Source organism: Flavobacterium ajazii, assembly GCF_010614725.1.
Lineage (GTDB): Bacteria > Bacteroidota > Bacteroidia > Flavobacteriales > Flavobacteriaceae > Flavobacterium > Flavobacterium ajazii.
Genome location: NZ_JAAEHL010000011.1, coordinates 71428 through 97387, shown reverse-complemented (window position 1 = coordinate 97387; position 25960 = coordinate 71428). Strand labels below are relative to the sequence as shown.

Here is a 25960-nt window from a genome sequence, read left to right as displayed (position 1 = left end):
GAGTTATTTTTTTTATTAAATTTATGTATTACTTAATAATATCGACAAATAGTTGCTTGATTTCAATTTAATCCAAAAAAAATATCAAAACCCATTACGTAATACGCTGAAAGATTTTAATTCTAACTACAAATTCTAAAATTATGTTTCAGGGTCTTTTTTTTAAAAATCTACGCTTTACTAATGTTTACATTCTTTTGTTCATTGTATTTATCTCCTGTACATTACTAATTTGTATTAACTTTTTTACAATCAAAATATTATCAGCTAACAGAGCTTATATTAACGGTGAATCACACTATTCAAAAGGACAAAAAGACGCTTCCCGCCATCTTATAACTTATCTTTTTACAAAAGATAAACGCAAATGGAAATTATATCAACAGGAACTAAAAGTTCCACAAAGTGCTCGTATTGCAAGAGAAACGCTATTGAAATTTGGAGACAATGAAATAGCTAGAAAAGCATTAGTAAGTGGCAGAAACAATCCAGAAGATTTGGACGATATAATTTGGCTATTTGAAAACTTTAAACAAGTTTCTTTTTTATCTAAAGCTATTAATGAATGGGAACAAGGTGATAAACTAATTATTAAATTATCAGCAATCGGTGAAGAAATTAATATCAAAACAAATAGCAATATTTTAAATCATTCTGATCAAATAAAATTTCTTCGGGAAATTGGATTTATAAGTGATAAATTAACCATTAATGAGCGTAACTTTTTAAGTATTATTGGAGATGGAACTCGAAAAATCAAAAATCTGCTTATACTCACTAACATCATTTTTACATTGATTATAGTATGCAGCGTTGGTTTCTATTATTCAATAATGGTGAAAAGGTTATTGGCCTCTAAGAAAGAAATCGAAGCCAAAAATGAAAACCTAATACTGGTCAATCATGAATTAGATCGTTTTGTTTATAGCGCCTCCCACGATTTACGATCTCCAATTACCTCCTTAAAAGGGCTGATCGAAATAACACAATTAGAAGATGATATCGAACAAATAAAAGAGTATCTACATTTAATGCACGAAAGTCTTATCAAACAAGATCAGTTTATTATTGATATTATTGACTATTCAAAAAATAAGAGAAAACAAGTCATTACAGAACCTGTAAGCCTTAAAGAAATATTCTATGATACAATTTCACAGTTAATGCACATTGAAAATGCTGACAAAATAACTTTCAAACAAGAATTATCCGTTGACCAAATCAAAAGTGATGGCTTACGTATAAAAATTATCATCAGCAATTTACTTTCAAATGCCATCAAATATTCTGACAATAGCAAACCTGAAATGTTTATCTCTATAAAAACCTATATTCAGGATGGTTTTAATAAAATAGAAATATCTGATAATGGAATCGGAATCAAAGATGACAATATAGACCATATTTTTGAAATGTATTTCGGAACAAACCGAAACAAAGGATCTGGATTAGGGCTTTATATCGTAAAAGAAGCCGTAGAAAACATTCACGGGAATATTTCTGTGTCTTCAGAAATTAATATCGGAAGCAAATTTACAATCGCAATACCAACTTCTTATGGAACCTAAAGCGGATTTTTTGTTAATTGAAGACAATCTGATTGATCAGCTTGTTGCCCAGAAATTGTTAAAAAAAGTACTAAATATTGAACAGGTTATTGTTGCTAATAATGGTCTGGAAGGTTTGAATTGGGTTACACATAATAAAGAACAAAACCACAAACTAATTATTTTATTAGACATCCAAATGCCAATAATGAACGGTTTTGAATTTTTGAACGAATTTCAAAAACTAAATGAAGATATCAAAAAGGAAACTCAAATTTATGTAATCTCCTCAACTTTAAATCCTGACGAAATCAAACAAATCAAACGAAACAAAAATGTTACTGATTTTTTAAACAAGCCCTTACCTGTCGAAGAGTTAAAAAGACAGCTGATTTCTAATTCTTTATTCTAAAATACGATTTACCTGCGAAAAAGATCTTTGATAGTAAGGCTCTTTTGTAGATGAAATAATAACCCCACTGTGAGTTGAAGAATGAACAAACTTAATTTCACCGTCTACAACTTCTACAACCATTCCAACGTGGTTAATTTGTCGCCTTCCATTGGTCCTAAAGAAAATCAAATCCCCTTTTTGTGCTTCATCCGTGTTGACTCTCGTACCAATCCGGGATTGCTCAATCGAACTTCTTGGGAGTTTAATATCGAAATTACCAAAAGTACAATACATTAATCCGGAACAATCAAAACCAGCTTTTGTAGTACCTCCCGAACGATAACGGGTCCCTATATTTCCTGTTGCATTCACAATCAACTGATTAATCAAATCTGAGTGATTGCTTACCCTTATTACTGATGTTGAATCTTTTTTGATCGTTGTGCTATCAGCTACCTGAATTGATTCTGAATTTGTATCTTTTATTTCCTGATTTGCCTTTGAAGCCTGGAAAGCCTCAGCTTTTTCTTTTGAAATAAGGATTTTTAAAGTATGTCCTATTGGCAGTTTTTTCCTGATTTCGGGATTCTGTTTTTCCAGTTCTACTACCGTGATTCCGAACTCTTTTGCAATAGCATATTTTGTTTCCTTAGGCATAACTTCCCTTAAAACTTCAACCAGTTCTGGCTGGATATTTTCAATCGGTTTTTGCAATTCCTGACTGCCATTTGCAGGGATGACAATCTGCTGACCTATTTTAAGCCCTTCATTTTCCAGTAAAGGATTTGCCTTTTTTAAATCTTCAACTGATATCTTATATTTTTGTGATATACCCCAAAGTGTTTCTTTGGCTAATACCTGATGCGAACCGGGAATTACCTCTGCAACAGTTTCAGTAGTTTTGACTTCTTCAGGTTGATTTTTAGCTGGAATTAATAAAACCGAATTTAATTTTAAAATTTTAGGTGCATTAGGGTTTGCGTTTTCAATGTCTTTTGTTTTTACTCCATATTTTTTAGCAATAGCAGTAAGGTTGTCTCCTTTTGAAATAACATGTTTAATATATTTATCCTGAGAAAAAACACTTGCACTGAAAAGCAAAAATATGACGACATACCTAAAAAGCATTATTTGGGGGGATTTTAAATTCACTCTTTTCTTATGTTTTTACAACTCAAAAAAGAAAATAATATTACTAAAAAGGCTAATTTAACTTTTTAAAGTAAAAAAAACACGCTTTTTAGTAACAAATTTATTCGGGATTAGAAAAAATATAACGTTTCAGAAGCTAACTTAAAGTTTTTGTGCGAGTTATGTTTTTGTTTCAAAATCTTAAAATTTCAATCCAAACGTTATTTTGAAAACCAGAGTCATAGCCCGGATGGAAGCGGCATCCTTTTGTCCCGATAGTTATCGGGACAAAAGATATAGCGGACAGCCGGAATAGCTACAAATAAAAACGCCCTGTTTTCACAGAGCGTCTTGAGTATATTAATTTTTTAAAATTAAGCTTTTCCGGCAGCAATTAAATTTAATGCAGACCCTGCAACAAACCATCCAATCTGGCCTTCGTTGTATGTGTGGTTTGCTAAAATAATATCTTTTGTACCGTTTGCGTGAACAAACTCCAAGGTTAATGGTTTTCCCGGAGCAAATTCAGTTAAGTCTAAGAAATTAATGGTATCATCTTCCTGAATTTTATCGTAATCTGCTTCGTTAGCAAAAGTCAATCCTAAAAGACCTTGTTTTTTAAGATTCGTTTCGTGAATACGGGCAAAAGATTTTACCAGTACTGCTTTTACACCTAAGAAACGTGGCTCCATCGCAGCGTGTTCGCGGGAAGAACCTTCTCCATAATTGTGATCTCCAACAACTATAGATGGAACTCCGGCAGCTTTGTAGGCACGCGCAACAGCAGGTACAGCATCGTACTGACCTGTTAATTGATTTTTAACCGAATTTGTTTTTTGATTGTATGCATTTACCGCACCAATAAGCATATTATTTGAAATATTATCTAAATGTCCACGGAAACGCAGCCATGGTCCAGCCATAGAAATATGGTCGGTTGTACATTTTCCAAATGCTTTTATCAGCAATTTGGCACCTGTAATATTTTTGCCATCCCAGGCATCAAACGGAGCTAATAATTGTAAACGCTCTGAAGTTGGATTTACTACAACGGTAACTCCAGAACCATCTTCGGCAGGAGCCTGAAATCCTGGATCTTCTGCATAGAAACCTTTGGACGGAAGTTCATCTCCTGTTGGTTCATCAAGCATTACTTCTTCGCCTTCTTCGTTGATTAATTTATCTGTTAACGGATTAAAGCTTAAATCACCTGCAATCGCTAAAGCTGTTACCAATTCCGGAGAGCCTACGAAAGCCAAAGTGTTTGGATTACCGTCAGCGCGTTTTGAGAAGTTACGATTGAAAGAGTGAACGATTGTATTTCTTTCTTCTTTCTCAGCTCCTTCCCTGTCCCACATACCAATACATGGTCCGCAGGCATTTGCAAAAACTGTTGCTCCGATTTTATTAAAAGTATCTATAAATCCGTCTCTTTCGATTGTAGAACGCACCACTTCAGAACCAGGAGTTATTGTAAATTCTGCTTTTGTTTTTAAGTTTTTCTCTGAAACCTGTTTTGCTAAAGAGGCAGCACGGGAAATATCTTCATAGGATGAGTTGGTACAAGAACCAATTAAACCCACCTGAATTTGCAATGGCCAGTTGTTTTTGATTGCCTCTTCTTTCATTTTAGAAATTGGAGTAGCTAAATCTGGAGTAAAAGGTCCATTTAAATGCGGTTCCAATTCAGATAAATTGATTTCGATAACCTGATCAAAGTATTTTTCAGGATCAGCATATACTTCCGGGTCTCCTGTCAAGTAAGAAGCTATTTTATCAGCAGCATCTGCAACATCGGCTCTGTTTGTAGAGCGCAGGTAACGGCTCATAGAATCATCGTAACCAAAAGTGGAAGTTGTAGCTCCAATTTCAGCTCCCATGTTACAAATCGTTCCTTTACCGGTACAGGACATAGAAGTTGCACCTTCGCCAAAATATTCAACTATTGCTCCGGTACCACCTTTCACAGTCAAAATTCCGGCAACTTTTAGGATAACATCTTTAGGAGCTGTCCAGCCAGATAATTTACCTGTTAATTTAACTCCAATTAATTTAGGAAACTTAAGTTCCCAAGCCATTCCGGACATAACATCTACAGCATCTGCTCCACCAACACCAATAGCTACCATTCCTAAACCTCCTGCATTTACAGTATGAGAATCCGTACCAATCATCATTCCGCCCGGGAAAGCATAATTTTCAAGTACGACCTGATGAATAATTCCAGCTCCCGGTTTCCAAAAACCGATTCCATATTTATTAGAAACTGACGATAGGAAATCGAAAACTTCATTACTTTGTGTTTTTGCTCTCGCTAAATCGGTCGCAGCATCTACTTTTGCCTGAATCAGGTGATCACAATGCACCGTTGTAGGGACTGCTACTTTAGATTTACCGGCATGCATAAATTGCAATAAGGCCATTTGCGCAGTTGCATCCTGACAGGCTACACGATCCGGTGCGAAGTCAACATAATCAACTCCTCTTCCAAAAGCTTTGGTTGGATTTCCGTCCCAAAGGTGATTGTACAAAATTTTCTCTGTTAAAGTAAGTGGACGACCAACAATTTCGCGTGCTTTATCAACACGACCGGGCATGTTGTCATACACTTTTTTAATCATTTCTATATCAAAAGCCATACTTATATATTAATTATGTTAGTGTAAATCAGCTTAAATTTAAGGATTTTATTATGGTTTATGCTAAAATAATTGTTAATACTATTATTTAAAACTATTCTATTTTTCTTAAAAGGCAGTAAATTGAAAATCAATCTAATATAATTATTTAACCTTTACAATAACCTATTGCAATTGCACATTCCGCCTTAAAAATTTGATTTAGCAAATCATGCAACGGTAATCCAGCAAAGATATAAGCTTCAACCCACAGCGAGGAACGAATGAATACTATACTCGAATAGCACGATGCTTAGCAGCCCCAAAATATAAAAAAAGAGGCAACCTATTACTAGATTGCCTCACTTAGAAATTATGAAATTCCTACTATTATAATTTAGTAGAGATTGGTTTGAATTTTGTTAAGTTGATACCTTCAACCGAAGCTTTATATTCTTCGATAGATGGCATTCTTCCTAAAATTGCAGAAAGTACAACTACTGGCGTTGATGCTAATAAAGATTCTCCTTTTTTACCCTCTCTATCCTCTACTACACGTCCTTGGAACAAACGAGTTGAAGTAGCTAATACAGTATCTCCTTTTTCAGCTTTTTCCTGGTTACCCATACATAAGTTACAACCAGGACGCTCTAAATACATAATGTTTTCGTATTCTGTACGTGCTGTTGATTTAGGTAAGGCATCTGAGAATTCGAAACCTGAATATTTTTGTAGCATTTCCCAATCACCTTCAGCTTTTAATTCGTCGATGATGTTATATGTAGGAGCTGCAACTACTAAAGGGGCGTTGAATTTAACTTCCCCATTTTGTTTTTCAACATTACGCAACATTTGAGAAACAATTTTTAAATCGTCTTTATGAACCATACAAGAACCTACGAAACCTAAATCTACTTTTTTATCTGTTCCATAAAAAGATAATTCGCGAATGGTATCGTGTGTATAACGTTTAGAAACATCAACATTGTTAACGTCTGGGTCAGCAATCATTGGCTCCTCGATTAAACCTAAATCGATAACAACTTCAGCATAGTATTTTGCATTATCGTCTGGAGTTAAAGCTGGTTTAGCACCTGTTTTAATTTCCTCGATACGTTTGTTTGCTTTATCAATTAAACCTTTTAAAACTTGGTTTTTGTTGTCCATACCTTTATCAATCATGATTTGGATACGAGACTTAGCAATTTCTAACGATTGAATTAATGTTTCGTCCTGAGAAATACAGATAGAAGCTTTCGCTTTCATTTCTGCAGTCCAGTCAGTAAATGTAAACGCCTGATCAGCTAATAAAGTTCCGATATGAACCTCAATAATACGACCTTGGAAAACGTTCTCACCATCAAATTGCTTCAACATTTGAGATTGCGTCGCATGAACTACATCACGGAAATCCATGTGTTGTTTCATCTCACCTTTAAAAGTAACTTTTACAGATTCCGGAATTGGCATAGAAGCTTCACCTGTTGCTAAAGCTAAAGCTACAGTTCCTGAATCGGCACCGAAAGCAACCCCTTTAGACATACGTGTATGTGAATCTCCACCGATTATAATTGCCCACTCATCAATTGTAATATCATTTAACACTTTGTGAATAACGTCCGTCATTGAATGATATTCTCCTTTAGGGTCTCTCGCTGTAATAACACCGAAATCATTCATGAACTTCATTAATTTAGGAATATTAGCTTGCGCTTTTTTGTCCCAAACTGAAGCTGTGTGACATCCTGATTGGTAAGCACCATCAACAACTGGAGAAATAACTGTAGCAGCCATCGACTCTAATTCCTGAGCAGTCATCAAACCTGTAGTATCCTGAGAACCTACGATGTTAACTTTCACACGTACGTCTGATCCTGCATATAATGTTTTACCTGGAGTTACACCAACTGCATTTTTGTTGAAGATTTTTTCAACAGCAGTTAATCCCTGACCTTCTATAGAAACTTCTTTAGCTGGTGCAAATACTGTTGGAGCAATAACTCCTAAAGTTTGTGCAGCAAATGTTTGGATTTTTTTACCAAAAACGATAGCATAAGATCCACCCGCTTTGATAAACTCTAATTTTTGAGGAGTGAAAGATTTAGAAATATCTTTTAATTCTTTCTCACCGTTGTATAATTTTTTAGCTTTTGTATTGATTGTTAATACAGTTCCTGTAGCTACAGAATAAACCTCTTCTAAAACAGGATCACCAGCTTCGTTACGAACTACGTTTCCTTCTGCATCTGTTTTCTTTACCCAATTTTGTAAGTCGATACCGATACCACCCGTTACGTCTACAGTAGTTAAGAAGATAGGAGAGATTCCGTTAGTACCTGCTACAATTGGAGCAATGTTCACGAAAGGAATATATGGAGATGCTTGCTTACCAGTCCATAAAGCTACGTTGTTCACACCTGACATACGAGAAGATCCAACTCCCATTGTTCCTTTTTCAGCGATTAACATAACAGAAGCATCTGGATGCTGTGCTTGCAATGCTTTAATTTCTGCCTGAGCTTCAGGAGTGATCATACATTTTCCATGTAATTCACGGTCAGAACGAGAGTGTGCCTGGTTACCCGGAGATAATAAATCAGTAGAAATATCACCTTCTGCAGCGATGTAAGTAACCACTTTAATTTCTTCAGCAACTTCTGGTAATTTTGTAAAAAATTCAGCTTTTGCGTAGCTTTCTAAAATTTCTTTTGCAAATGTGTTACCAGCGCTGTAAGCTTCTGCTAAACGAGCTGTATCAGCATCATATAAATAAACTTGAGTTTTTAAAACTTCAGCTGCTTGTTTAGCAATTGAAGCATCATTTCCTAAAGCTAAATCCAGCAATACTTCAATAGAAGGTCCTCCCTTCATGTGAGATAATAATTCAAAAGCAAAAGCAGGTGTAATCTCTTTTACTACAGACTGACCTAAAATGATTTCTTTTAAAAACTTTGCTTTTTCACCAGCAGCACTTGTAGTACCTGGTAAAGTATTGTAAATAAAAAACTTAAGAGAATCTTCGCGATGTGCGTTATCAACATCTTTAATTTGAGCAATGATTTCGCTTACTAATTCAGCTCCATCAATTGGTTTAGGGTGTAATCCCTGATTTTTTCTTTCTTCAATTTCTTGAATGTAATCCTGATAAATATTCATAATAAAAGCGGATTTATTTTTTTTGGAGACAAATTTAAACATTAAAGCCGAGAATTTAAAAAAATATAATAGAAGTCGCCTTTTCAAAAAAAATTATTGCCAAAAAACAACTTTAACCAACCTTTTTTGATAATAATTTAAAATTATATTAAAAAAATAAATTATTGATATTTTAAAATCCTTTCTTTAACAAAGTCAAAATTTAATGTTACAAAAGGAAGTCGGATTTTAGCTCTATTTCAACAAAGAATCTTTCCAAATAAGTATTTATAACGTTATAGTTTGTCAAAAAAAATCAAACATAAGTAAAACTACTTACATCTATCGATCTCGAAATTTTAAAACAATCACCTCTTTTTTACAAATTATTTCCCAACAATCCTTTTCCCAAAATAATTTTTAAAAATTTTAGTTATGAGTATAAAAAAATAAAGCCCGGCTATTTTTTAATGACCGGGCAATAAAAATCGTAATTGCTATCTTTTTACAATAATTTCTGAATAATAACTTCTTCCGTTATTCCTTCAGCATCTGCTTTGTAATTTTTAATAATTCGGTGTCTTAAGATTCCTGTTGCAACTGCCTTAACATCTTCAATATCCGGTGAAAATTTCCCGTTAAAAGCGGCATGTGCCTTGGCTGCCAAAATTAAATTTTGCGAAGCTCTCGGACCTGCCCCCCAATCCAGATAATTTTTCACAAAATCATTTGTCAATACATTATCGGGACGAGTTTTGCTTACTAAGGTAACTGCATATTCTACAACATTGTCTGCTACAGGAATCCTACGAATTAAATGCTGAAAGTCTATAATTTCCTGCGCATTGAATAACGGATTAATTACTGTTTTTGCATCAGAAGTTGTTCTTTTTACTACTTGCACTTCTTCTTCAAAAGTTGGATATTCTAATTTTATCGCAAACATAAAACGATCTAGCTGTGCTTCTGGCAAAGGATAAGTTCCTTCTTGCTCAATCGGGTTTTGAGTTGCTAAGACAAAATAAGGTAAATCTAATTTATGATGTTGTCCTGCTATAGTTACCGATCTTTCCTGCATTGCTTCTAATAAAGCTGCCTGTGTTTTTGGAGGCGTTCTGTTGATCTCGTCTGCCAGAATAATATTAGAAAAAATTGGTCCTTTAATGAATTTGAAATTTCTGTTCTCATCCAGGATTTCACTTCCTAAAATATCTGAAGGCATCAAATCCGGCGTAAACTGAATTCTTTTGAAATCCAAACCTAAAGCCTGAGACAACGTATTTATCATTAAAGTTTTTGCAAGCCCCGGTACACCTATTAAAAGCGCGTGACCTCCTGAAAATATGCAGAGTAAAATTTGATCTACAACGGCATCCTGGCCTACGATAATTTTTGCTATTTCGGTTTTTAATTCATTTCGTTTCTCAACTAATTTATGAATTGCCGCTACGTCAGACATTTAAGTATGTTTTTAAATTAAAAAAGAGTTAATTCTATGATTTCATAAAACTAACTCTTTTTATTTATTTTATAAAAATTATTTTTTTAACCAATTGTTTGTAAAAGTACAATCTCTATACTCTCCAATTATTTTGATGTAAGTATCTTTGATTTTATCATCAAACCATTTTCCGATAGCATTAATTTGCTTTTCTTTCAAAGCCAGTTCTTTAATTTTAGTATAATCTTTGGCATAATCGGCAACGTGATCGTCTATTCTGTTTGTTACAGTAATCAGTTTGTATGTTTTTTTTCCTTTGTCATCCTGATCCAGAATTGGTTGAGAAACCTCATGGTCTTTCAAATTTGAAACCTGATTAAACAATGCCGAATCCATTTTAGTAAGCTCAAAACGTGTATCCTGAGTGTTTGGATTAACTAAAGTACCTCCATTTGCTCTTGTTTCTTTTTGATCAGAATCATTTCTTGCTGCATCTGCAAAAGAAATTTCATTACCTACTATTTTATTTCTAATATTTATAATCCTTTCTTTTGCTTCTTTTAACGCAGTTTCAGAAACAGTAGGAGATATTAAAATATGACGTAATTCTACTTCCTGACCTTTAATCTTATCCACCATTATGATATGATAACCATACGTTGTTTCAAAGGGCTCAGAAATCTCACCTTCTGCAAGACTAAAAGCAACATCTTTAAATTCTTTAACAAAAGGGGTTTTCCTCGTCATTTTGTAATAGCCTCCCGCAGAAGAAGATCCAGGATCCTGAGAATATAAAACTGCTTTTGTAGCAAAACTTGAACCTTCTAGAACGTCTTTTCGAATAGAATTCAACCTATCTTTAACCTTCTGTTTATCAGCTTCTGAAACTTTAGGCTCTACGACAATCTGTGCAACTTCCATTTCAGCACCAAAAGTTGGCAATTCATCTTTTGGTATTTTCTTAAAGAAATTACGAACTTCTTCCGGAGTGATTTCTACAGCATCAACAATCTTTTTTTGCATTTCTGCAGATAATTTCTGCTCTTTTAAAATATCGGCAAAATATGTTTTAAATTCTTCAACTGAACTTTTCTTGTAAAATTCTACAATTTTATTAATATCCCCACCAGTTTGCCTCATCATATAAGTCAACCTTTCATCCATCATACTTTTCACTTCAGCATCACTCACAATAATACTATCCTGAATTGCCTGATGTGCATATAATTTATCTTCCAAAAGCTTACCCAGCATCTGACATCTGGTTACGTCTTTTGTCGATCCTCCCTGAGCAGTGATTTCAAGAAATCCTTTATCAATATCCGAATCTAAAATAATATAATCCCCAACTGTAGCGATAATACCGTCAACTTTTTGTTTATTGATCGACGCCGATTCTGCCGGTTTTTCGGCAACAACATCCTTAATAATTTCCTGAGCGAAAATAATTGAGTGAAAAAAAAGTAAAAAACATATTGTTAGTACCAATTTGTAATCAATAGTTTTTAGCTGTAATTTTTTTAATAACATTATTTTAAATTTAATTTGAATGTAAGAATCTTAATATCTACGTTTCTTCTTTTAACTGAAATCAATATTTTAAAAATAAAAAATACAGTATCCAGTTTTAACAACTTATAGCGAACAAAAATAACAATTCAATTAGATAATACAACTATCAGCCATAGTATTAACAAAAAATTATACACTACCAAAAATGCTTTAAGCTTTATAAAAATTTTAAAATAATTTCTTATCGGCAAAACATCAAAACCATGGCAGTCAAAAACAAAACAGAACGGTATTTATTTTTAAATCGTATTAAATAATAGTATTTTTGCAGCCTATTTATATAAAATATGAGCTTTTTAAAAGAAATACAACGCAGAAGAACCTTCGGAATCATCTCGCACCCCGATGCAGGTAAAACAACTTTAACAGAAAAATTATTGTTGTTTGGAGGAGCTATTCAGGAGGCTGGCGCCGTAAAGAACAACAAAATTAAAAAGGGAGCAACCAGTGACTTTATGGAAATCGAACGCCAAAGAGGGATTTCGGTTTCAACATCTGTACTTGCTTTTAATTATAAAGATAAAAAAATCAATATTCTTGATACTCCAGGACACAAGGATTTTGCAGAAGATACATTTAGAACTTTAACCGCTGTTGACAGTGTTATTGTTGTAATTGACGTTGCAAAAGGGGTTGAAGAACAAACTGAAAAACTGGTTTCAGTTTGTAGAATGCGTAACATTCCGATGATTGTTTTCATCAACAAATTAGACCGTGAAGGTAAAGATGCTTTTGATCTAATGGATGAAGTAGAACAAAAGTTAGGTTTAAAAGTTACACCTTTGAGTTTCCCGATTGGCATGGGATATGATTTTCAGGGAATTTACAATTTATGGGAAGAAAATATTAATCTTTTCAGTGGAGACAGCCGTAAAAATATAGAAGAAACAATTGCTTTTTCGGATGTTCAAAACAATCCGGAATTAGATAAAATTGTAGGGCAGAAAGCAGCTGATAAACTTCGTGAAGAATTAGAATTAATCGACGAAGTATATCCAAAATTCGAACGTCAGGATTACTTAGACGGAAAAATCCAACCAGTATTCTTTGGTTCGGCTTTAAATAATTTTGGAGTTCGCGAATTATTAGATTGCTTTATTACAATTGCTCCTTCTCCTCGACCAAAAGATTCTGAAACCCGCACAGTTGATCCTGCAGAAGAAAAAATGTCTGGTTTTGTATTTAAAATCCATGCTAATATGGATCCAAAACACCGTGACCGTTTGGCATTTATCAAAATTGTTTCCGGAACTTTTGAAAGAAACAAACCTTATTACCACGTTCGCCAGAAGAAAAACCTAAAATTCTCTAGTCCGAATGCCTTTTTTGCAGAGAAAAAAGAAATCGTAGATATCTCTTATCCTGGTGACATTGTTGGCCTCCATGACACCGGAAACTTTAAAATTGGAGATACTTTGACTGAAGGAGAATTAATGAGCTTTAAAGGAATCCCAAGTTTCTCACCGGAGCATTTTAGATACATAAACAATGCTGATCCAATGAAAGCCAAACAGCTGGATAAAGGAATTGACCAATTAATGGATGAAGGTGTAGCACAGTTATTCACATTAGAGATGAATAACCGTAAAATTATCGGAACTGTTGGAGCATTGCAGTATGAGGTAATCCAATACCGTCTTGAACATGAATACGGTGCAAAATGTACTTACGAAAATTTTCCTGTCCACAAAGCCTGCTGGGTTAAACCAAATGATCCAAAAAGTGAAGAATTTAAGGAATTTAAGAGAATTAAACAAAAATTCCTGGCGCATGATAAATACGGCCAATTGGTATTTTTAGCGGATTCCGATTTTACAATTCAGATGACACAAAGCAAATATCCAAATGTGAAATTATTCTTCACTTCTGAATTTGATTAAAAAATCAAAGCACAAAAATCAAAAAGCGCCAATTGTAGAATTGGCGCTTTTTTAATAGAATTAAATTAACCTTTATTTCAAAAATTAATTTTCTTATTTTATGTTGATTCAAAAGTATATCAAATCAATAATCAATTAAAATATACTCGTTGAAATTGAATTAAATCAGATTAAGTGCACATTCTTTAATTAATCTATAACTAACTCTTTATAAAAAAAGCTCCAAAAATGGAGCTTTTTTAAATTTATGCTTGTCCTGCCGGACCAAAATTAAGCGGAATTGGTGCTTGTTCAGTTTCTTTGATTTCACCATGGGCTGCTTCAAAGCGATGAATATTTTCTCCAATTGCTCTCAATAATCTTTTAGCATGTTGTGGCGTCAAAACAATTCTTGATTTCACCTTGGCTTTTGGAGTACCCGGCATAATATTTACAAAATCTAAAACAAATTCAGATGAAGAATGATTTATAATTGCAAGATTTGAATAAATTCCCTCTGCAATATTTTCATCTAATTCAATATTAATTTGTTCTTGTTGTTTCGGATTACTCATAATTAAATATTTTTTAAATTCCCTCTTTTTAAAAAGAGGGAATTGTTAAGAATTAATAAATGTATTCTTCTTTATTTGCCATCATTTCATTGTAATCGTCTTTAGAACCTACGATTGTATTATCGTATTCTCTCATACCAGTTCCTGCAGGAATTCTGTGTCCAACAATTACATTTTCTTTCAATCCTTCAAGATCATCTACTTTACCAGCTACTGCAGCTTCGTTAAGTACTTTCGTTGTCTCCTGGAATGAAGCCGCAGAAATGAATGATTTAGTTTGTAACGAAGCTCTTGTAATACCTTGTAAAACTGGTGTCGCAGTCGCAGTGATTACGTCTCTTGCTACAACAAGATTTCTATCGTTTCGTTTCAGTAATGAGTTTTCATCACGTAATTCACGAGGTGTAATGATCTGACCTGGTTTCAACACTGAAGAATCTCCGGCATCTTCAACTACCTTCATTCCATATAATTTATCGTTTTGAACGATGAAATCTTTAGTATGAATTAATTGATCTTCCAAGAATAATGTATCTCCAGGATCTTCTACCTTAACTTTACGCATCATTTGACGAATAACTACCTCAAAGTGCTTATCATTGATTTTTACCCCTTGTAAACGGTAAACTTCCTGAATTTCATTAACCAAATACTGTTGAACAGCAGCTGGTCCCTGAATTCTCAAAATATCATCCGGAGTAATAGCTCCATCAGACAATGGAACACCTGCTCTTACAAAGTCGTTTTCCTGAACAAGGATTTGACTTGATAATTTTACAAGATATTTTCTAACATCACCAAACTTAGACTCGATTACAATCTCACGGTTACCTCTTTTGATTTTTCCAAAAGAAACAACACCATCAATTTCAGAAACTACAGCTGGGTTCGAAGGATTACGAGCCTCTAACAACTCTGTAATTCTTGGTAAACCTCCTGTAATATCCCCAGATTTAGAAGAACGACGAGGAATCTTAACTAATACTTTACCCGCTTTAATTTTCTCACCATTCTCAACCATCAAGTGTGCACCTACTGGTAAATTGTATGAACGAATCAATTCTCCTTCTTTACCGTAAACCAATAAAGTTGGAATTAATTTTTTGTTTCTTGCCTCAGAAATTACTTTTTCCTGGAAACCTGTCTGCTCATCAATTTCAACCATGAATGTCTGTCCTTGCTCTAAATCTTCGTAAGCAATCTTACCAGTAAACTCAGAAACAATTACACCGTTATATGGATCCCACTTACAGATTACAGTTCCTTTAGTAACAACATCACCATCATTAACAAAAATACTAGATCCGTAAGGAATATTATGTGTATTTAAAACAATTCCGGTTTTCTCATCAACTAATTTTAACTCTGTTGAACGTGAAACTACGATATCAACTGAATTTCCTTCGCTGTCTTCACCTTTAACCGTTTTTAAATCTTCAATTTCAAGTCTACCTGCGAATCTTGTAACGATACTAGACTCTTCAGAGATACCTCCGGCAACCCCTCCAACGTGGAACGTACGAAGTGTTAACTGTGTACCTGGCTCTCCAATAGACTGAGCTGCAATAACTCCGACAGCTTCACCTCTTTGTGTCATCTTACCAGTAGCTAAGTTTCTACCGTAACATTTAGCACAAATACCTTTTAAAGCTTCACAAGTTAATGGAGATCTAACCTCTACTTTCTCAATTGGAGAAGCTTCGATAGTTCTCATAATTGATTCTGTAATTTGCTCCCCAGATTTAACCATTACTTCATTAGTAAGAGGATTAATTACGTCTTGTAATGCAACACGTCCAAGAATTCTCTCTCCTAAAGATTCAACGATTTCCTCATTTTTCTTCAATGCAGCAACTTCAACACCTCTTAAAGTTCCACAGTCTTCGATGTTAACAATGACATCTTGAGAAACGTCATGAAGCCTTCTTGTCAAGTAACCAGCATCGGCTGTTTTAAGAGCCGTATCCGCAAGACCTTTACGAGCACCGTGAGTAGAGATAAAGTACTCAAGGATAGAAAGACCTTCCTTAAAGTTAGAAAGAATCGGGTTTTCAATAATCTCACCACCACCAGCAGTAGATTTTTTAGGCTTAGCCATCAAACCACGCATACCCGTTAACTGACGAATCTGCTCCTTAGAACCCCTCGCCCCAGAGTCAAGCATCATATATACAGAGTTGAAACCTTGTTGGTCTTCTCTAATATTTTTCATTGCTAATTCTGTTAACTGAGCATTTGCTGAAGTCCATACGTCAATAACTTGGTTGTAACGCTCGTTATTTGTGATAAGACCCATGTTATAGTTAGTTGAGATACCTTCAACTTGCTCTCTGGCATCTGCAATTAACTTCGTTTTTTGTTCTGGAATTCTAATATCACCTAAAGAGAATGATAAACCTCCTCTAAATGCGAATTTATACCCCATATCTTTCATATTATCCAAGAAAGCTGCCGTTGTAGGTACATCAGTCACACTTAAAATGTGTCCGATAATATCTCTAAGGTTTTTCTTAGTCAATACGTCGTTGATATATCCAGCTGCTTCAGGTACTACTTCGTTAAATAATACACGTCCTGCAGTTGTTTGAATAATTTGGTACACTAATTCTCCAGCGTCATTAAAATCTTTAGCTCTAATTTTCACACGAGCATTCAATTCTAATCTTCCTTCGTTTAATGCAATATTTACTTCTTCAGCAGAATAGAAAGTCAAATCCTGACCGATAATTTTGTGATCTTCTGTAGAAATACGCTCTTTGGTCATATAGTATAGACCCAAGACCATGTCCTGAGAAGGTACAGTAATTGGAGCACCATTTGCAGGGTTCAAGATATTGTGAGAAGCCAGCATTAATAATTGAGCCTCTAAAATAGCCTCTGGTCCTAATGGTAAGTGAACCGCCATCTGGTCACCATCGAAATCGGCGTTGAATGCCGTACATACTAATGGGTGTAACTGGATTGCTTTTCCTTCAATTAATTTTGGTTGGAATGCCTGAATACCAAGTCTGTGCAAAGTAGGAGCACGGTTAAGTAATACTGGATGTCCTTTAATTACGTTTTCAAGGATATCCCAAACTACTGGCTCTTTTTTGTCAATGATTTTCTTAGCAGATTTTACTGTTTTTACAATACCTCTTTCAATCAATTTACGGATAACGAAAGGTTTGTATAACTCAGAAGCCATATCTTTTGGCAATCCGCACTCATATAATTTTAACTCTGGACCAACGACAATTACCGAACGAGCAGAATAATCCACACGTTTTCCTAAAAGGTTTTGACGGAAACGTCCTTGTTTACCTTTTAATGAGTCAGATAATGATTTTAATGGTCTGTTTGATTCTGTTTTAACAGCAGAAGCTTTACGTGTGTTATCGAATAATGAATCTACAGATTCTTGTAACATACGTTTCTCGTTTCTTAAGATAACTTCTGGAGCTTTAATCTCCATTAATCTTTTCAAACGGTTGTTACGGATGATTACACGACGGTATAAGTCGTTCAAATCTGAAGTTGCAAAACGACCTCCATCAAGTGGTACAAGTGGACGTAATTCTGGTGGGATAACTGGAACCACTTTCATAATCATCCATTCCGGACGGTTTTCGCGGTTTTCGTTCGACTCACGGAAAGATTCAACAACTTGTAATCTTTTTAAAGCCTCCGTTTTTCTTTGTTTAGAAGTCTCGTTGTTAGCGCTGTGTCTTAATTCATAAGATAAAGCATCTAGGTCAATACGAGCTAATAAATCCATAATACACTCTGCTCCCATTTTGGCAACAAACTTATTAGGATCTAAATCATCTAAATATTGATTTTCTTGTGGAAGAGTATCTAAAATGTTTAGGTATTCTTCTTCAGTTAAGAAATCTAATCTTTGTAATGATTCTCCATCTGCATTTTTAGCAATACCAGCTTGGATTACTACATATCTTTCGTAGTAAATGATCATATCTAATTTCTTAGATGGAAGACCAAGGATATAACCAATTTTGTTTGGAAGAGAACGGAAGTACCAAATGTGAGCGATTGGCACAACAAGGTTGATGTGTCCTACTCTATCACGACGTACTTTTTTCTCAGTAACTTCAACACCACAACGGTCACAGATAATACCTTTGTAACGAATTCTTTTATACTTACCACAAGCACATTCGAAATCTTTTACTGGTCCGAAGATTCTTTCGCAGAAAAGTCCGTCACGCTCTGGTTTGTGAGTTCTATAGTTAATTGTTTCCGGCTTTAAAACCTCTCCTCTTGATTCTTTCAGGATAGATTCTGGTGAAGCCAATCCAATAGAGATTTTGTTAAATCTTTTTACTGGATTTTTGTCTTTATTGTTTCTGTTATTCATCATAGTTTTTACTATTGATTTATTTTGCAATTAAAAAATTGAATTTAGATTTATAATCTACTCTTCAAAAAATCAAAGAGTTAATCATTCAGCTACTACCTCGGGTTACTTCTCTAAACCTCAAAACTGAATTTGAAGTGCTAGTTATAAAATGCCTCGCATTGTTATAAAAAATCGGAACGGTTTACGGGTATAAATCTTTAAAAACTTGTAACATTTAGTAAACAGCCTCAGTCCCAGTTTTCAGTGTTGAACTGAATACTGAGACTGTAACTGAAAACTTTTATTATTCTTCCAAACGAAGATCTAAACCTAGACCTTTCAATTCGTGCATTAATACATTGAATGATTCTGGTAAACCTGGTTCTGGCATAGTTTCTCCCTTAACGATAGCCTCGTAAGTTTTAGCTCTACCAATAACGTCATCAGACTTAACAGTTAAGATTTCACGTAGTGTACTAGAAGCTCCATAAGCCTCAAGTGCCCAAACCTCCATCTCTCCAAAACGCTGACCTCCAAATTGAGCTTTACCTCCAAGTGGCTGTTGAGTAATCAACGAGTATGGTCCGATAGAACGTGCGTGCATCTTATCATCAACCATGTGTCCTAATTTAAGCATGTAAATTACACCCACAGTCGCTTTTTGTGCAAAACGCTCTCCAGTTCCACCATCAAATAAGTGAGTATGTCCAAAACGTGGTACTCCCGCTTCATCAGTCAAAGCATTGATTTCGTCTAGAGAAGCACCGTCGAAGATTGGAGTAGCAAATTTTCTACCCAAGTTCATACCAGCCCATCCAAGAACAGTCTCATAAATCTGACCAATGTTCATACGAGAAGGTACCCCTAGTGGATTCAATACGATATCTACTGGTGTTCCATCCTCTAAGAATGGCATATCTTCATGACGAACGATTCTTGCAACAATACCTTTGTTACCGTGACGACCCGCCATTTTATCACCTACTTTTAACTTACGTTTTTTAGCGATATAGATTTTAGCCAATTTCAAGATTCCAGATGGTAATTCATCCCCAACTGTAATAGTGAATTTCTCTCTTCTTAAAGCACCTTGTAAGTCGTTCAGCTTAATTTTATAGTTATGAATTAAATCATTAACCATTTTATTAGTAGCGTCATCAGCAACCCATTGACCTTTGCTTAAGTGAGCAAAATCCTCTACTGCGTAAAGCATTTTTTGAGTATATTTTTTACCTTTTGGTAAAACTTCTTCACCCAAATCATTCATTACACCTTGAGATGTTTTTCCGTTAACGATCAAGAATAATTTCTCAACCAATCTGTCTTTTAATTCAACAAATTTAGTTTCGAACTCCATTTCTAAAGCGCCTAAAGCATCTTTATCCTGAGTACGTTTACGTTTATCTTTTACGGCTCTTGCAAATAATTTTTTGTCAAGAACTACACCATGTAAAGATGGAGAAGCTTTTAATGAAGCATCTTTTACATCACCAGCTTTATCTCCGAAGATTGCACGAAGCAATTTCTCCTCTGGAGTTGGATCTGATTCTCCTTTTGGTGTAATTTTTCCGATCAAAATGTCGCCAGGCTTAACCTCTGCTCCAATTCTAATCATACCGTTTTCATCTAAATCTTTAGTAGCTTCTTCAGAAACGTTAGGAATATCGTTTGTTAACTCTTCGTTTCCTAACTTAGTATCTCTAACCTCTAATGAATAATCATCAACGTGGATAGAAGTAAAAATATCATCGCGAACTACTTTTTCAGAAATTACAATCGCATCCTCGAAGTTGTACCCTTTCCATGGCATGAACGCAACTTTTAAGTTTCTACCTAAAGCTAATTCTCCATTTTGAGTAGCATATCCTTCAGACAATACTTGTCCAGGAACAACTCTATCACCTCTTCTTACGATAGGTTTCAAGTTGATACTTGTACCTTGATTGGTTTTTCTAAATTTAATAAGGTTGTACGTTTTCTCATCAGCATCAAAACTTACCATTCTCTCGTCTTCTGTACGATCGTATTTAATAGTAATGATGTTAGCATCTACGTACTCAACAGTACCATGCCCTTCAGCATTGATCAATACTCTTGAATCAGAAGCTACCTGACGCTCTAAACCTGTACCAACAATCGGTGCTTCAGGACGGATCAAAGGAACTGCCTGACGCATCATGTTAGATCCCATCAACGCACGGTTCGCATCATCATGCTCCAAGAAAGGAATCAAAGATGCAGAAATCGAAGCGATCTGGTTAGGAGCAACGTCTGTATAATGAACTACTGTTGGCTCAACAACCGGGAAGTCACCTTCCTCACGAGCAATAACATTGCTAGCTGTAATTTTACCTGAAGCATCCATTTCAATGTTTGCCTGAGCAATCATTTTACCTTCTTCTTCTTCAGCACTTAAGTAAACTGGAGTACTTTCTAAATCAACTACACCATTTGTTACTTTACGGTATGGAGTTTCGATGAATCCCATTCCGTTTACTTTTGCATAAACACCAAGAGATGAAATCAAACCAATGTTTGGTCCCTCAGGAGTTTCAATCGGACATAAACGACCATAGTGAGTATAGTGAACGTCACGAACCTCGAAACCAGCTCTCTCTCTCGAAAGTCCACCTGGCCCAAGTGCAGAAAGTCTTCTTTTGTGTGTAATCTCAGCTAATGGATTTGTTTGATCCATAAATTGAGATAACTGGTTAGTACCAAAGAAAGAGTTGATAACTGATGATAATGTTTTAGCATTAATCAAATCAATTGGTGTAAACACCTCGTTATCTCTAACGTTCATTCTCTCACGAATAGTTCTAGCCATACGTGCTAAACCAACACCGAATTGCTGAGACAATTGTTCACCAACTGTTCTAACACGACGGTTTGATAAGTGGTCGATGTCATCAATCTCTGCTTTAGAGTTGATCAACTCGATCAAATATTTCACGATTGTAATGATATCCTCTTTAGTAAGCACTTGCTTATCCATAGGAATATCTAAATCTAATTTTTTGTTCATTCTGTAACGGCCAACTTCACCTAAGTTATAACGTTGATCAGAGAAGAACAATTTATCTATAATACCACGAGCAGTTTCCTCATCAGGCGGTTCAGCGTTACGCAACTGACGGTAAATGTGCTCTACAGCTTCTTTTTCAGAGTTTGTTGGATCTTTTTGTAACGTGTTGTGGATAATAGCATAATCAGCTTGATTGTTATCCTCTTTGTGTAACAAAATAGATTTTACATTAGAATCGATGATCTCTTCAACATTATCTTTGTCGATAATCGTATCACGATCAAGGATGATTTCGTTACGTTCGATAGAAACTACCTCTCCGGTATCCTCATCTACGAAATCCTCGTGCCAAGTGTTCAAAACACGTGCTGCAAGTCTTCTGCCAATATATTTCTTAATACCCGTTTTAGAAACTTTAATCTCTTCAGCTAAGTCGAAAATTTCAAGGATATCCTTATCTCTTTCGAAACCGATAGCACGGAATAAAGTTGTTACTGGTAATTTTTTCTTTCTATCGATATACGCGTACATTACGCTGTTGATATCTGTAGAGAATTCTATCCAAGAACCTTTAAAAGGAATTACTCTTGCAGAATAAAGTTTAGTTCCATTTGCGTGGAATGACTGTCCAAAGAAAACCCCAGGAGAACGGTGTAATTGTGACACTACAACACGCTCGGCGCCATTGATTACAAAAGTACCACTTGGAGTCATGTAAGGAATTGTTCCAAGATAAACATCTTGTACAATAGTTTCAAAATCTTCGTGTTCTGGATCTGTACAGTATAGTTTTAACCTAGCTTTTAAAGGCACACTATAAGTAAGACCTCTCTCTATACATTCTTGAATTGTATAACGTGGCGGATCAACAAAATAATCTAGGAATTCCAATACAAAGTTGTTTCTTGTATCTGTGATTGGAAAGTTTTCCATGAAGGTGTTGTATAACCCTTCGTTGCCTCTTTCGTCAGATTTCGTTTCTAATTGAAAGAAATCTTTAAAAGATTTAACCTGAACATCTAAGAAATCTGGATAGTCAGGGATATTTTTTGTAGAGGCAAAATTCAATCTTTCAGTCTGATTTGTTATCATCAATGGACAAAATTTTGATTAAAAAAAAGTAATTTTTTGTGTAAAAACACACTGTTTAATCTATACTTTCTTAATTATAATCAATACATCTTTAAAAATAAAACAGTAAAATAAGTTCGATTTTCTTTCTTCGTATTGATCAAAAACTTTTTCGTATTTTAAACTATGGAATAATAAAACTTGATATATATTTTATTATACGAAAAATGGTTTAGACCCTTGGATGGTATCATCCAAGGTCTAAACCTAGTTCTAAACTGAGTTTAATTATTTAAGCTCAACTACAGCTCCAGCCTCTTCTAAAGCTTTCTTAAGACCTTCAGCCTCTTCTTTAGAAACACCTTCTTTAACGTTTGCAGGAGCACCGTCAACTACGTCTTTAGCTTCTTTAAGACCTAAACCAGTAAGTTCTTTAACTAATTTTACAACTGCTAATTTAGAAGCACCAGCCTCTTTTAATACAACTGTAAATTCAGTTTGAGCTTCTTCAGCAGCACCTTCTCCACCACCAGCAGCAACTACTACAGCTGCAGCAGCAGGCTCGATACCATACTCATCTTTTAATATTGTTGCTAATTCGTTAACTTCTTTAACTGTTAAGTTAACTAATTGTTCTGCGAATTGTTTCAAATCTGCCATTTCTTCTATCGTTTAAAATGATTTGTAAAAAATATAATTTATTTATTGTGCGCTAATTAAGCAGTAAGAAAATATCCTTTCTTACATTGATAATTACTCTGCTCCTTCTTCTTCGCTTCCAGCGAATTTGTTTTGTAAAGCAGAAATGATTCTTTGAGCCGGAGATTGTAATAGTCCAATGATTTCTCCAATAAGCTCTTCTTTAGATTTAATTGTAGCTAATGCATCTAATTGGTTATCTCCAATATATACTTCAGAATTGATGTAAGCTCCTTTTAAAACTGGTTTATCAGATTTCTTACGGAAATCTTTGATAATTTTTCCAGGTGCATTAGCAACATCAGAAATAAATATAGCACTGTTACCTGATAAAACTGTAGGTAAATCACCATAATCATTAGAAGAAGCTTCCATTGCTTTTGCAAGCAAAGTGTTCTTTACAACCTCTAATTTGATACCTGCTTTAAAACAAGCTCTACGTAAGTTTGAAGTTGTCTCTGCGTTTAAACCAGAAATATCAGATATATAAACGATATTTGTACCAGCTAACTGCGCAGTTAAATTTTCAATCGCGATTGATTTTTCTTCTCTAGTCATACTAAAAATTTTTAACTACCAATTATACTGCTTTTGGGTCTAATGCGATAGCAGGACTCATTGTGCTTGTAAGGTGGATACCTTTAATGTATGTACCTTTAGCAGCAGTTGGTTTAAGTTTTATTAATGTTTGAATAATTTCGTGTGCGTTGTCAACAATCTGCTCAGCTCCAAAAGAAACTTTACCGATTCCAGCGTGAACGATACCAGTTTTATCAACTTTAAAGTCAATTTTACCAGCTTTAACCTCTTGAACAGCTTTAGCAACATCCATAGTTACTGTACCTGTTTTAGGGTTTGGCATTAAACCTCTAGGTCCTAAAATACGACCTAATGGACCTAATTTACCCATAACAGCCGGCATAGTGATGATAACATCAACATCAGTCCAACCATCTTTAATTTTTTGTAAGTAATCATCAAGACCTACGTGATCTGCTCCAGCCTCTCTTGCTTCAGCCTCTTTATCCGGAGTAACCAATGCTAATACTTTAACATCTTTTCCTGTTCCGTGAGGTAAAGTTACCACACCTCTTACCATTTGATTCGCTTTTCTTGGATCTACACCCAAACGAACTGCGATATCAACAGACTCATCAAATTTTGCAGAAGCAACCACTTTAATTAATGCAGCAGCATCTTTTAAAGAGTATAATTTGTTCTTTTCAATCTTTGAAGCAGCCTCTTTTTGCTTTTTTGTTAATTTTGCCATTTCTTTTTCTTAATTAAAAAGGAGCGTCTCCTGATACAGTTATACCCATAGATCTAGCCGTTCCAGCAACCATACTCATAGCTTTCTCAATTGTGAAAGCATTTAAGTCTGGCATTTTGTCTTCAGCAATAGTTCTAATTTGTTCCCAAGTAACGCTAGCTACTTTTTTACGATTAGGCTCACCAGAACCAGATTTTAGCTTTGCAGCTTCCATTAACTGAACTGCTGCTGGAGGAGTCTTAACAACAAAATCAAATGATTTGTCTTTGTACACAGTGATTTGCACTGGACAAATTTTGCCAGGTTTATCTTGTGTTCTAGCATTAAATTGCTTACAGAACTCCATGATATTAACCCCAGCAGCTCCTAAAGCAGGTCCAACCGGTGGCGACGGATTCGCAGCACCTCCCTTAACTTGTAGTTTAACTACCTTACTAATTTCTTTAGCCATTTTTAAAAAATTTAACACTGTAATCAATGGAAGCGATTACAATGGTTTATTATAGTGTAACAAAAAATTATACTTTTTCAACTTGCATAAAACTCAATTCTAATGGTGTCTTTCTTCCAAAAATTTTAACCATCACTTCAAGCTTACGCTTCTCTTCATTGATTTTCTCAACAGATCCATTAAATCCATTGAAAGGTCCATCAATAACCTTAACCGTTTCCCCAACACTAAATGGAATAGAACGTGTATCTGTATTTACAGCTAGTTCATCCACTTTTCCTAACATACGGTTTACTTCAGAAAGTCTTAAAGGAACAGGTTCTCCGCCTTTAGTTTCTCCTAAAAATCCAATAACACTAGTAATTGACTTAATAATATGAGGAATCTCACCAACTAAGTTAGCTTCGATCATAACATATCCAGGAAAATACACTTTATCCTTAGATGATTTTTTCCCATCTTTTACAGTAACTACTTTTTCAGTAGGAACCAAAACCTGAGAAACATAATCCTCCATACCTAATCTCGCAATCTCAGTCTCGATATAAGCTTTCACTTTATTCTCTTGACCACTAACCGCTCTAACTACGTACCATTTTTTCACATTATTATCTGCCATCACAAAAAAATTATCCTTTTAACCAGTTAAAAAATCCAGCCAAAGCTTTTGCAAAAAATTCGTCTACTCCCCAAGTTGCCAAAGCGAATAAAATCGAAAATACAGCTACAACAATTGTCAATTTTTGCACTTCAGCCCAAGCTGGCCAAGTAACATTTGACTTTAACTCTTCGAAAGCCTCTGATAAATAATTAGTAACTTTTGTCATTTGATA

General features: G+C 34.8%; 17 protein-coding genes. 3 read left to right on the top strand and 14 right to left on the bottom strand.

The features are described 5' to 3' along the window. The first annotated feature begins 143 nt into the window (after positions 1–143). A complete protein-coding gene (locus GWR14_RS18590; protein ID WP_163410606.1) occupies positions 144–1568 on the top strand; it encodes a sensor histidine kinase in 1425 nt (474 codons plus the stop codon). Further along, positions 1558–1959 carry a response regulator gene (locus GWR14_RS18585; RefSeq protein WP_163410604.1) on the top strand — a complete coding sequence of 134 codons (402 nt, stop codon included), beginning with the start codon at positions 1558–1560 and terminating at the stop codon, positions 1957–1959. Before GWR14_RS18590 ends, GWR14_RS18585 begins: the two co-directional genes overlap by 11 nt. Here GWR14_RS18585 and GWR14_RS18580 read toward each other — a convergent pair. From GWR14_RS18580 to GWR14_RS18560, 5 genes are all read right to left on the bottom strand, one after another. Further along, entirely contained in the window at positions 1951–3069 is a 1119-nt protein-coding gene (locus tag GWR14_RS18580) for a C40 family peptidase (protein WP_163410602.1), read from the bottom strand. The two genes, GWR14_RS18585 and GWR14_RS18580, sit on opposite strands and share 9 nt — an antisense overlap. A gap of 377 nt (positions 3070–3446) precedes the next feature. Continuing rightward, on the bottom strand, positions 3447–5711 hold the full coding sequence (locus tag GWR14_RS18575) for an aconitate hydratase (protein ID WP_163410600.1): 2265 nt from the start codon (positions 5709–5711) through the stop codon (positions 3447–3449). Between the two features lie 369 nt (positions 5712–6080). After that, entirely contained in the window at positions 6081–8846 is a 2766-nt protein-coding gene (locus tag GWR14_RS18570) for a bifunctional aconitate hydratase 2/2-methylisocitrate dehydratase (protein ID WP_163410599.1), read from the bottom strand. 484 nt (positions 8847–9330) lie between these two features. After that, positions 9331–10284: an AAA family ATPase gene (locus tag GWR14_RS18565; protein WP_163410597.1), complete on the bottom strand. Its 954-nt coding sequence runs from the start codon at positions 10282–10284 to the stop codon at positions 9331–9333. 78 nt (positions 10285–10362) lie between these two features. Continuing rightward, on the bottom strand, positions 10363–11796 hold the full coding sequence (locus tag GWR14_RS18560) for a peptidylprolyl isomerase (RefSeq protein ID WP_163410595.1): 1434 nt from the start codon (positions 11794–11796) through the stop codon (positions 10363–10365). 329 nt (positions 11797–12125) lie between these two features. On the opposite strand from GWR14_RS18560, the gene GWR14_RS18555 reads away from it, so the two are divergent. Next, on the top strand, positions 12126–13718 hold the full coding sequence (locus GWR14_RS18555) for a peptide chain release factor 3 (protein WP_163410593.1): 1593 nt from the start codon (positions 12126–12128) through the stop codon (positions 13716–13718). 245 nt (positions 13719–13963) lie between these two features. Here the strand turns inward: GWR14_RS18555 and GWR14_RS18550 are convergent, their stop codons facing one another. From GWR14_RS18550 to secE, 9 genes are all read right to left on the bottom strand, one after another. Continuing rightward, complete coding sequence (locus GWR14_RS18550) at positions 13964–14272, bottom strand: DUF3467 domain-containing protein (RefSeq protein ID WP_163410592.1); 309 nt, start codon at positions 14270–14272, stop codon at positions 13964–13966. A 52-nt stretch (positions 14273–14324) separates the two neighbouring features. Then, a complete protein-coding gene (gene rpoC, locus GWR14_RS18545) occupies positions 14325–18632 on the bottom strand; it encodes a DNA-directed RNA polymerase subunit beta' (protein ID WP_163410590.1) in 4308 nt (1435 codons plus the stop codon). Positions 18633–18915: 283 nt separating this feature from the next. Further along, complete coding sequence (gene rpoB, locus GWR14_RS18540) at positions 18916–22728, bottom strand: DNA-directed RNA polymerase subunit beta (protein ID WP_163410588.1); 3813 nt, start codon at positions 22726–22728, stop codon at positions 18916–18918. A gap of 267 nt (positions 22729–22995) precedes the next feature. Next, complete coding sequence (rplL, locus tag GWR14_RS18535) at positions 22996–23367, bottom strand: 50S ribosomal protein L7/L12 (RefSeq protein WP_163410587.1); 372 nt, start codon at positions 23365–23367, stop codon at positions 22996–22998. 93 nt (positions 23368–23460) lie between these two features. Further along, complete coding sequence (gene rplJ / locus GWR14_RS18530) at positions 23461–23964, bottom strand: 50S ribosomal protein L10 (protein ID WP_163410586.1); 504 nt, start codon at positions 23962–23964, stop codon at positions 23461–23463. Between the two features lie 22 nt (positions 23965–23986). Next, complete coding sequence (gene rplA / locus GWR14_RS18525) at positions 23987–24676, bottom strand: 50S ribosomal protein L1 (protein ID WP_025572415.1); 690 nt, start codon at positions 24674–24676, stop codon at positions 23987–23989. A 13-nt stretch (positions 24677–24689) separates the two neighbouring features. Continuing rightward, complete coding sequence (gene rplK / locus GWR14_RS18520) at positions 24690–25127, bottom strand: 50S ribosomal protein L11 (protein ID WP_008466923.1); 438 nt, start codon at positions 25125–25127, stop codon at positions 24690–24692. Positions 25128–25194: 67 nt separating this feature from the next. After that, a complete protein-coding gene (gene nusG / locus GWR14_RS18515) occupies positions 25195–25746 on the bottom strand; it encodes a transcription termination/antitermination protein NusG (protein WP_008466925.1) in 552 nt (183 codons plus the stop codon). 10 nt (positions 25747–25756) lie between these two features. Then, entirely contained in the window at positions 25757–25954 is a 198-nt protein-coding gene (gene secE, locus GWR14_RS18510; protein WP_008466927.1) for a preprotein translocase subunit SecE, read from the bottom strand. Between the last annotated feature and the right edge of the window lie 6 nt (positions 25955–25960).

What these genes read in the sequence shown, in the direction of transcription:
- GWR14_RS18590 (WP_163410606.1), top strand. Translation starts at nt 144, where the DNA reads ATGTTTCAGGGTCTTTTTTTTAAAAATCTACGCTTTACTAATGTTTAC.
- GWR14_RS18585 (WP_163410604.1), top strand. Translation starts at nt 1,558, where the DNA reads ATGGAACCTAAAGCGGATTTTTTGTTAATTGAAGACAATCTGATTGAT.
- GWR14_RS18580 (WP_163410602.1), bottom strand. Translation starts at nt 3,069, where the DNA reads ATGCTTTTTAGGTATGTCGTCATATTTTTGCTTTTCAGTGCAAGTGTT.
- GWR14_RS18575 (WP_163410600.1), bottom strand. Translation starts at nt 5,711, where the DNA reads ATGGCTTTTGATATAGAAATGATTAAAAAAGTGTATGACAACATGCCC.
- GWR14_RS18570 (WP_163410599.1), bottom strand. Translation starts at nt 8,846, where the DNA reads ATGAATATTTATCAGGATTACATTCAAGAAATTGAAGAAAGAAAAAAT.
- GWR14_RS18565 (WP_163410597.1), bottom strand. Translation starts at nt 10,284, where the DNA reads ATGTCTGACGTAGCGGCAATTCATAAATTAGTTGAGAAACGAAATGAA.
- GWR14_RS18560 (WP_163410595.1), bottom strand. Translation starts at nt 11,796, where the DNA reads ATGTTATTAAAAAAATTACAGCTAAAAACTATTGATTACAAATTGGTA.
- GWR14_RS18555 (WP_163410593.1), top strand. Translation starts at nt 12,126, where the DNA reads ATGAGCTTTTTAAAAGAAATACAACGCAGAAGAACCTTCGGAATCATC.
- GWR14_RS18550 (WP_163410592.1), bottom strand. Translation starts at nt 14,272, where the DNA reads ATGAGTAATCCGAAACAACAAGAACAAATTAATATTGAATTAGATGAA.
- rpoC (WP_163410590.1), bottom strand. Translation starts at nt 18,632, where the DNA reads ATGATGAATAACAGAAACAATAAAGACAAAAATCCAGTAAAAAGATTT.
- rpoB (WP_163410588.1), bottom strand. Translation starts at nt 22,728, where the DNA reads ATGATAACAAATCAGACTGAAAGATTGAATTTTGCCTCTACAAAAAAT.
- rplL (WP_163410587.1), bottom strand. Translation starts at nt 23,367, where the DNA reads ATGGCAGATTTGAAACAATTCGCAGAACAATTAGTTAACTTAACAGTT.
- rplJ (WP_163410586.1), bottom strand. Translation starts at nt 23,964, where the DNA reads ATGACTAGAGAAGAAAAATCAATCGCGATTGAAAATTTAACTGCGCAG.
- rplA (WP_025572415.1), bottom strand. Translation starts at nt 24,676, where the DNA reads ATGGCAAAATTAACAAAAAAGCAAAAAGAGGCTGCTTCAAAGATTGAA.
- rplK (WP_008466923.1), bottom strand. Translation starts at nt 25,127, where the DNA reads ATGGCTAAAGAAATTAGTAAGGTAGTTAAACTACAAGTTAAGGGAGGT.
- nusG (WP_008466925.1), bottom strand. Translation starts at nt 25,746, where the DNA reads ATGGCAGATAATAATGTGAAAAAATGGTACGTAGTTAGAGCGGTTAGT.
- secE (WP_008466927.1), bottom strand. Translation starts at nt 25,954, where the DNA reads ATGACAAAAGTTACTAATTATTTATCAGAGGCTTTCGAAGAGTTAAAG.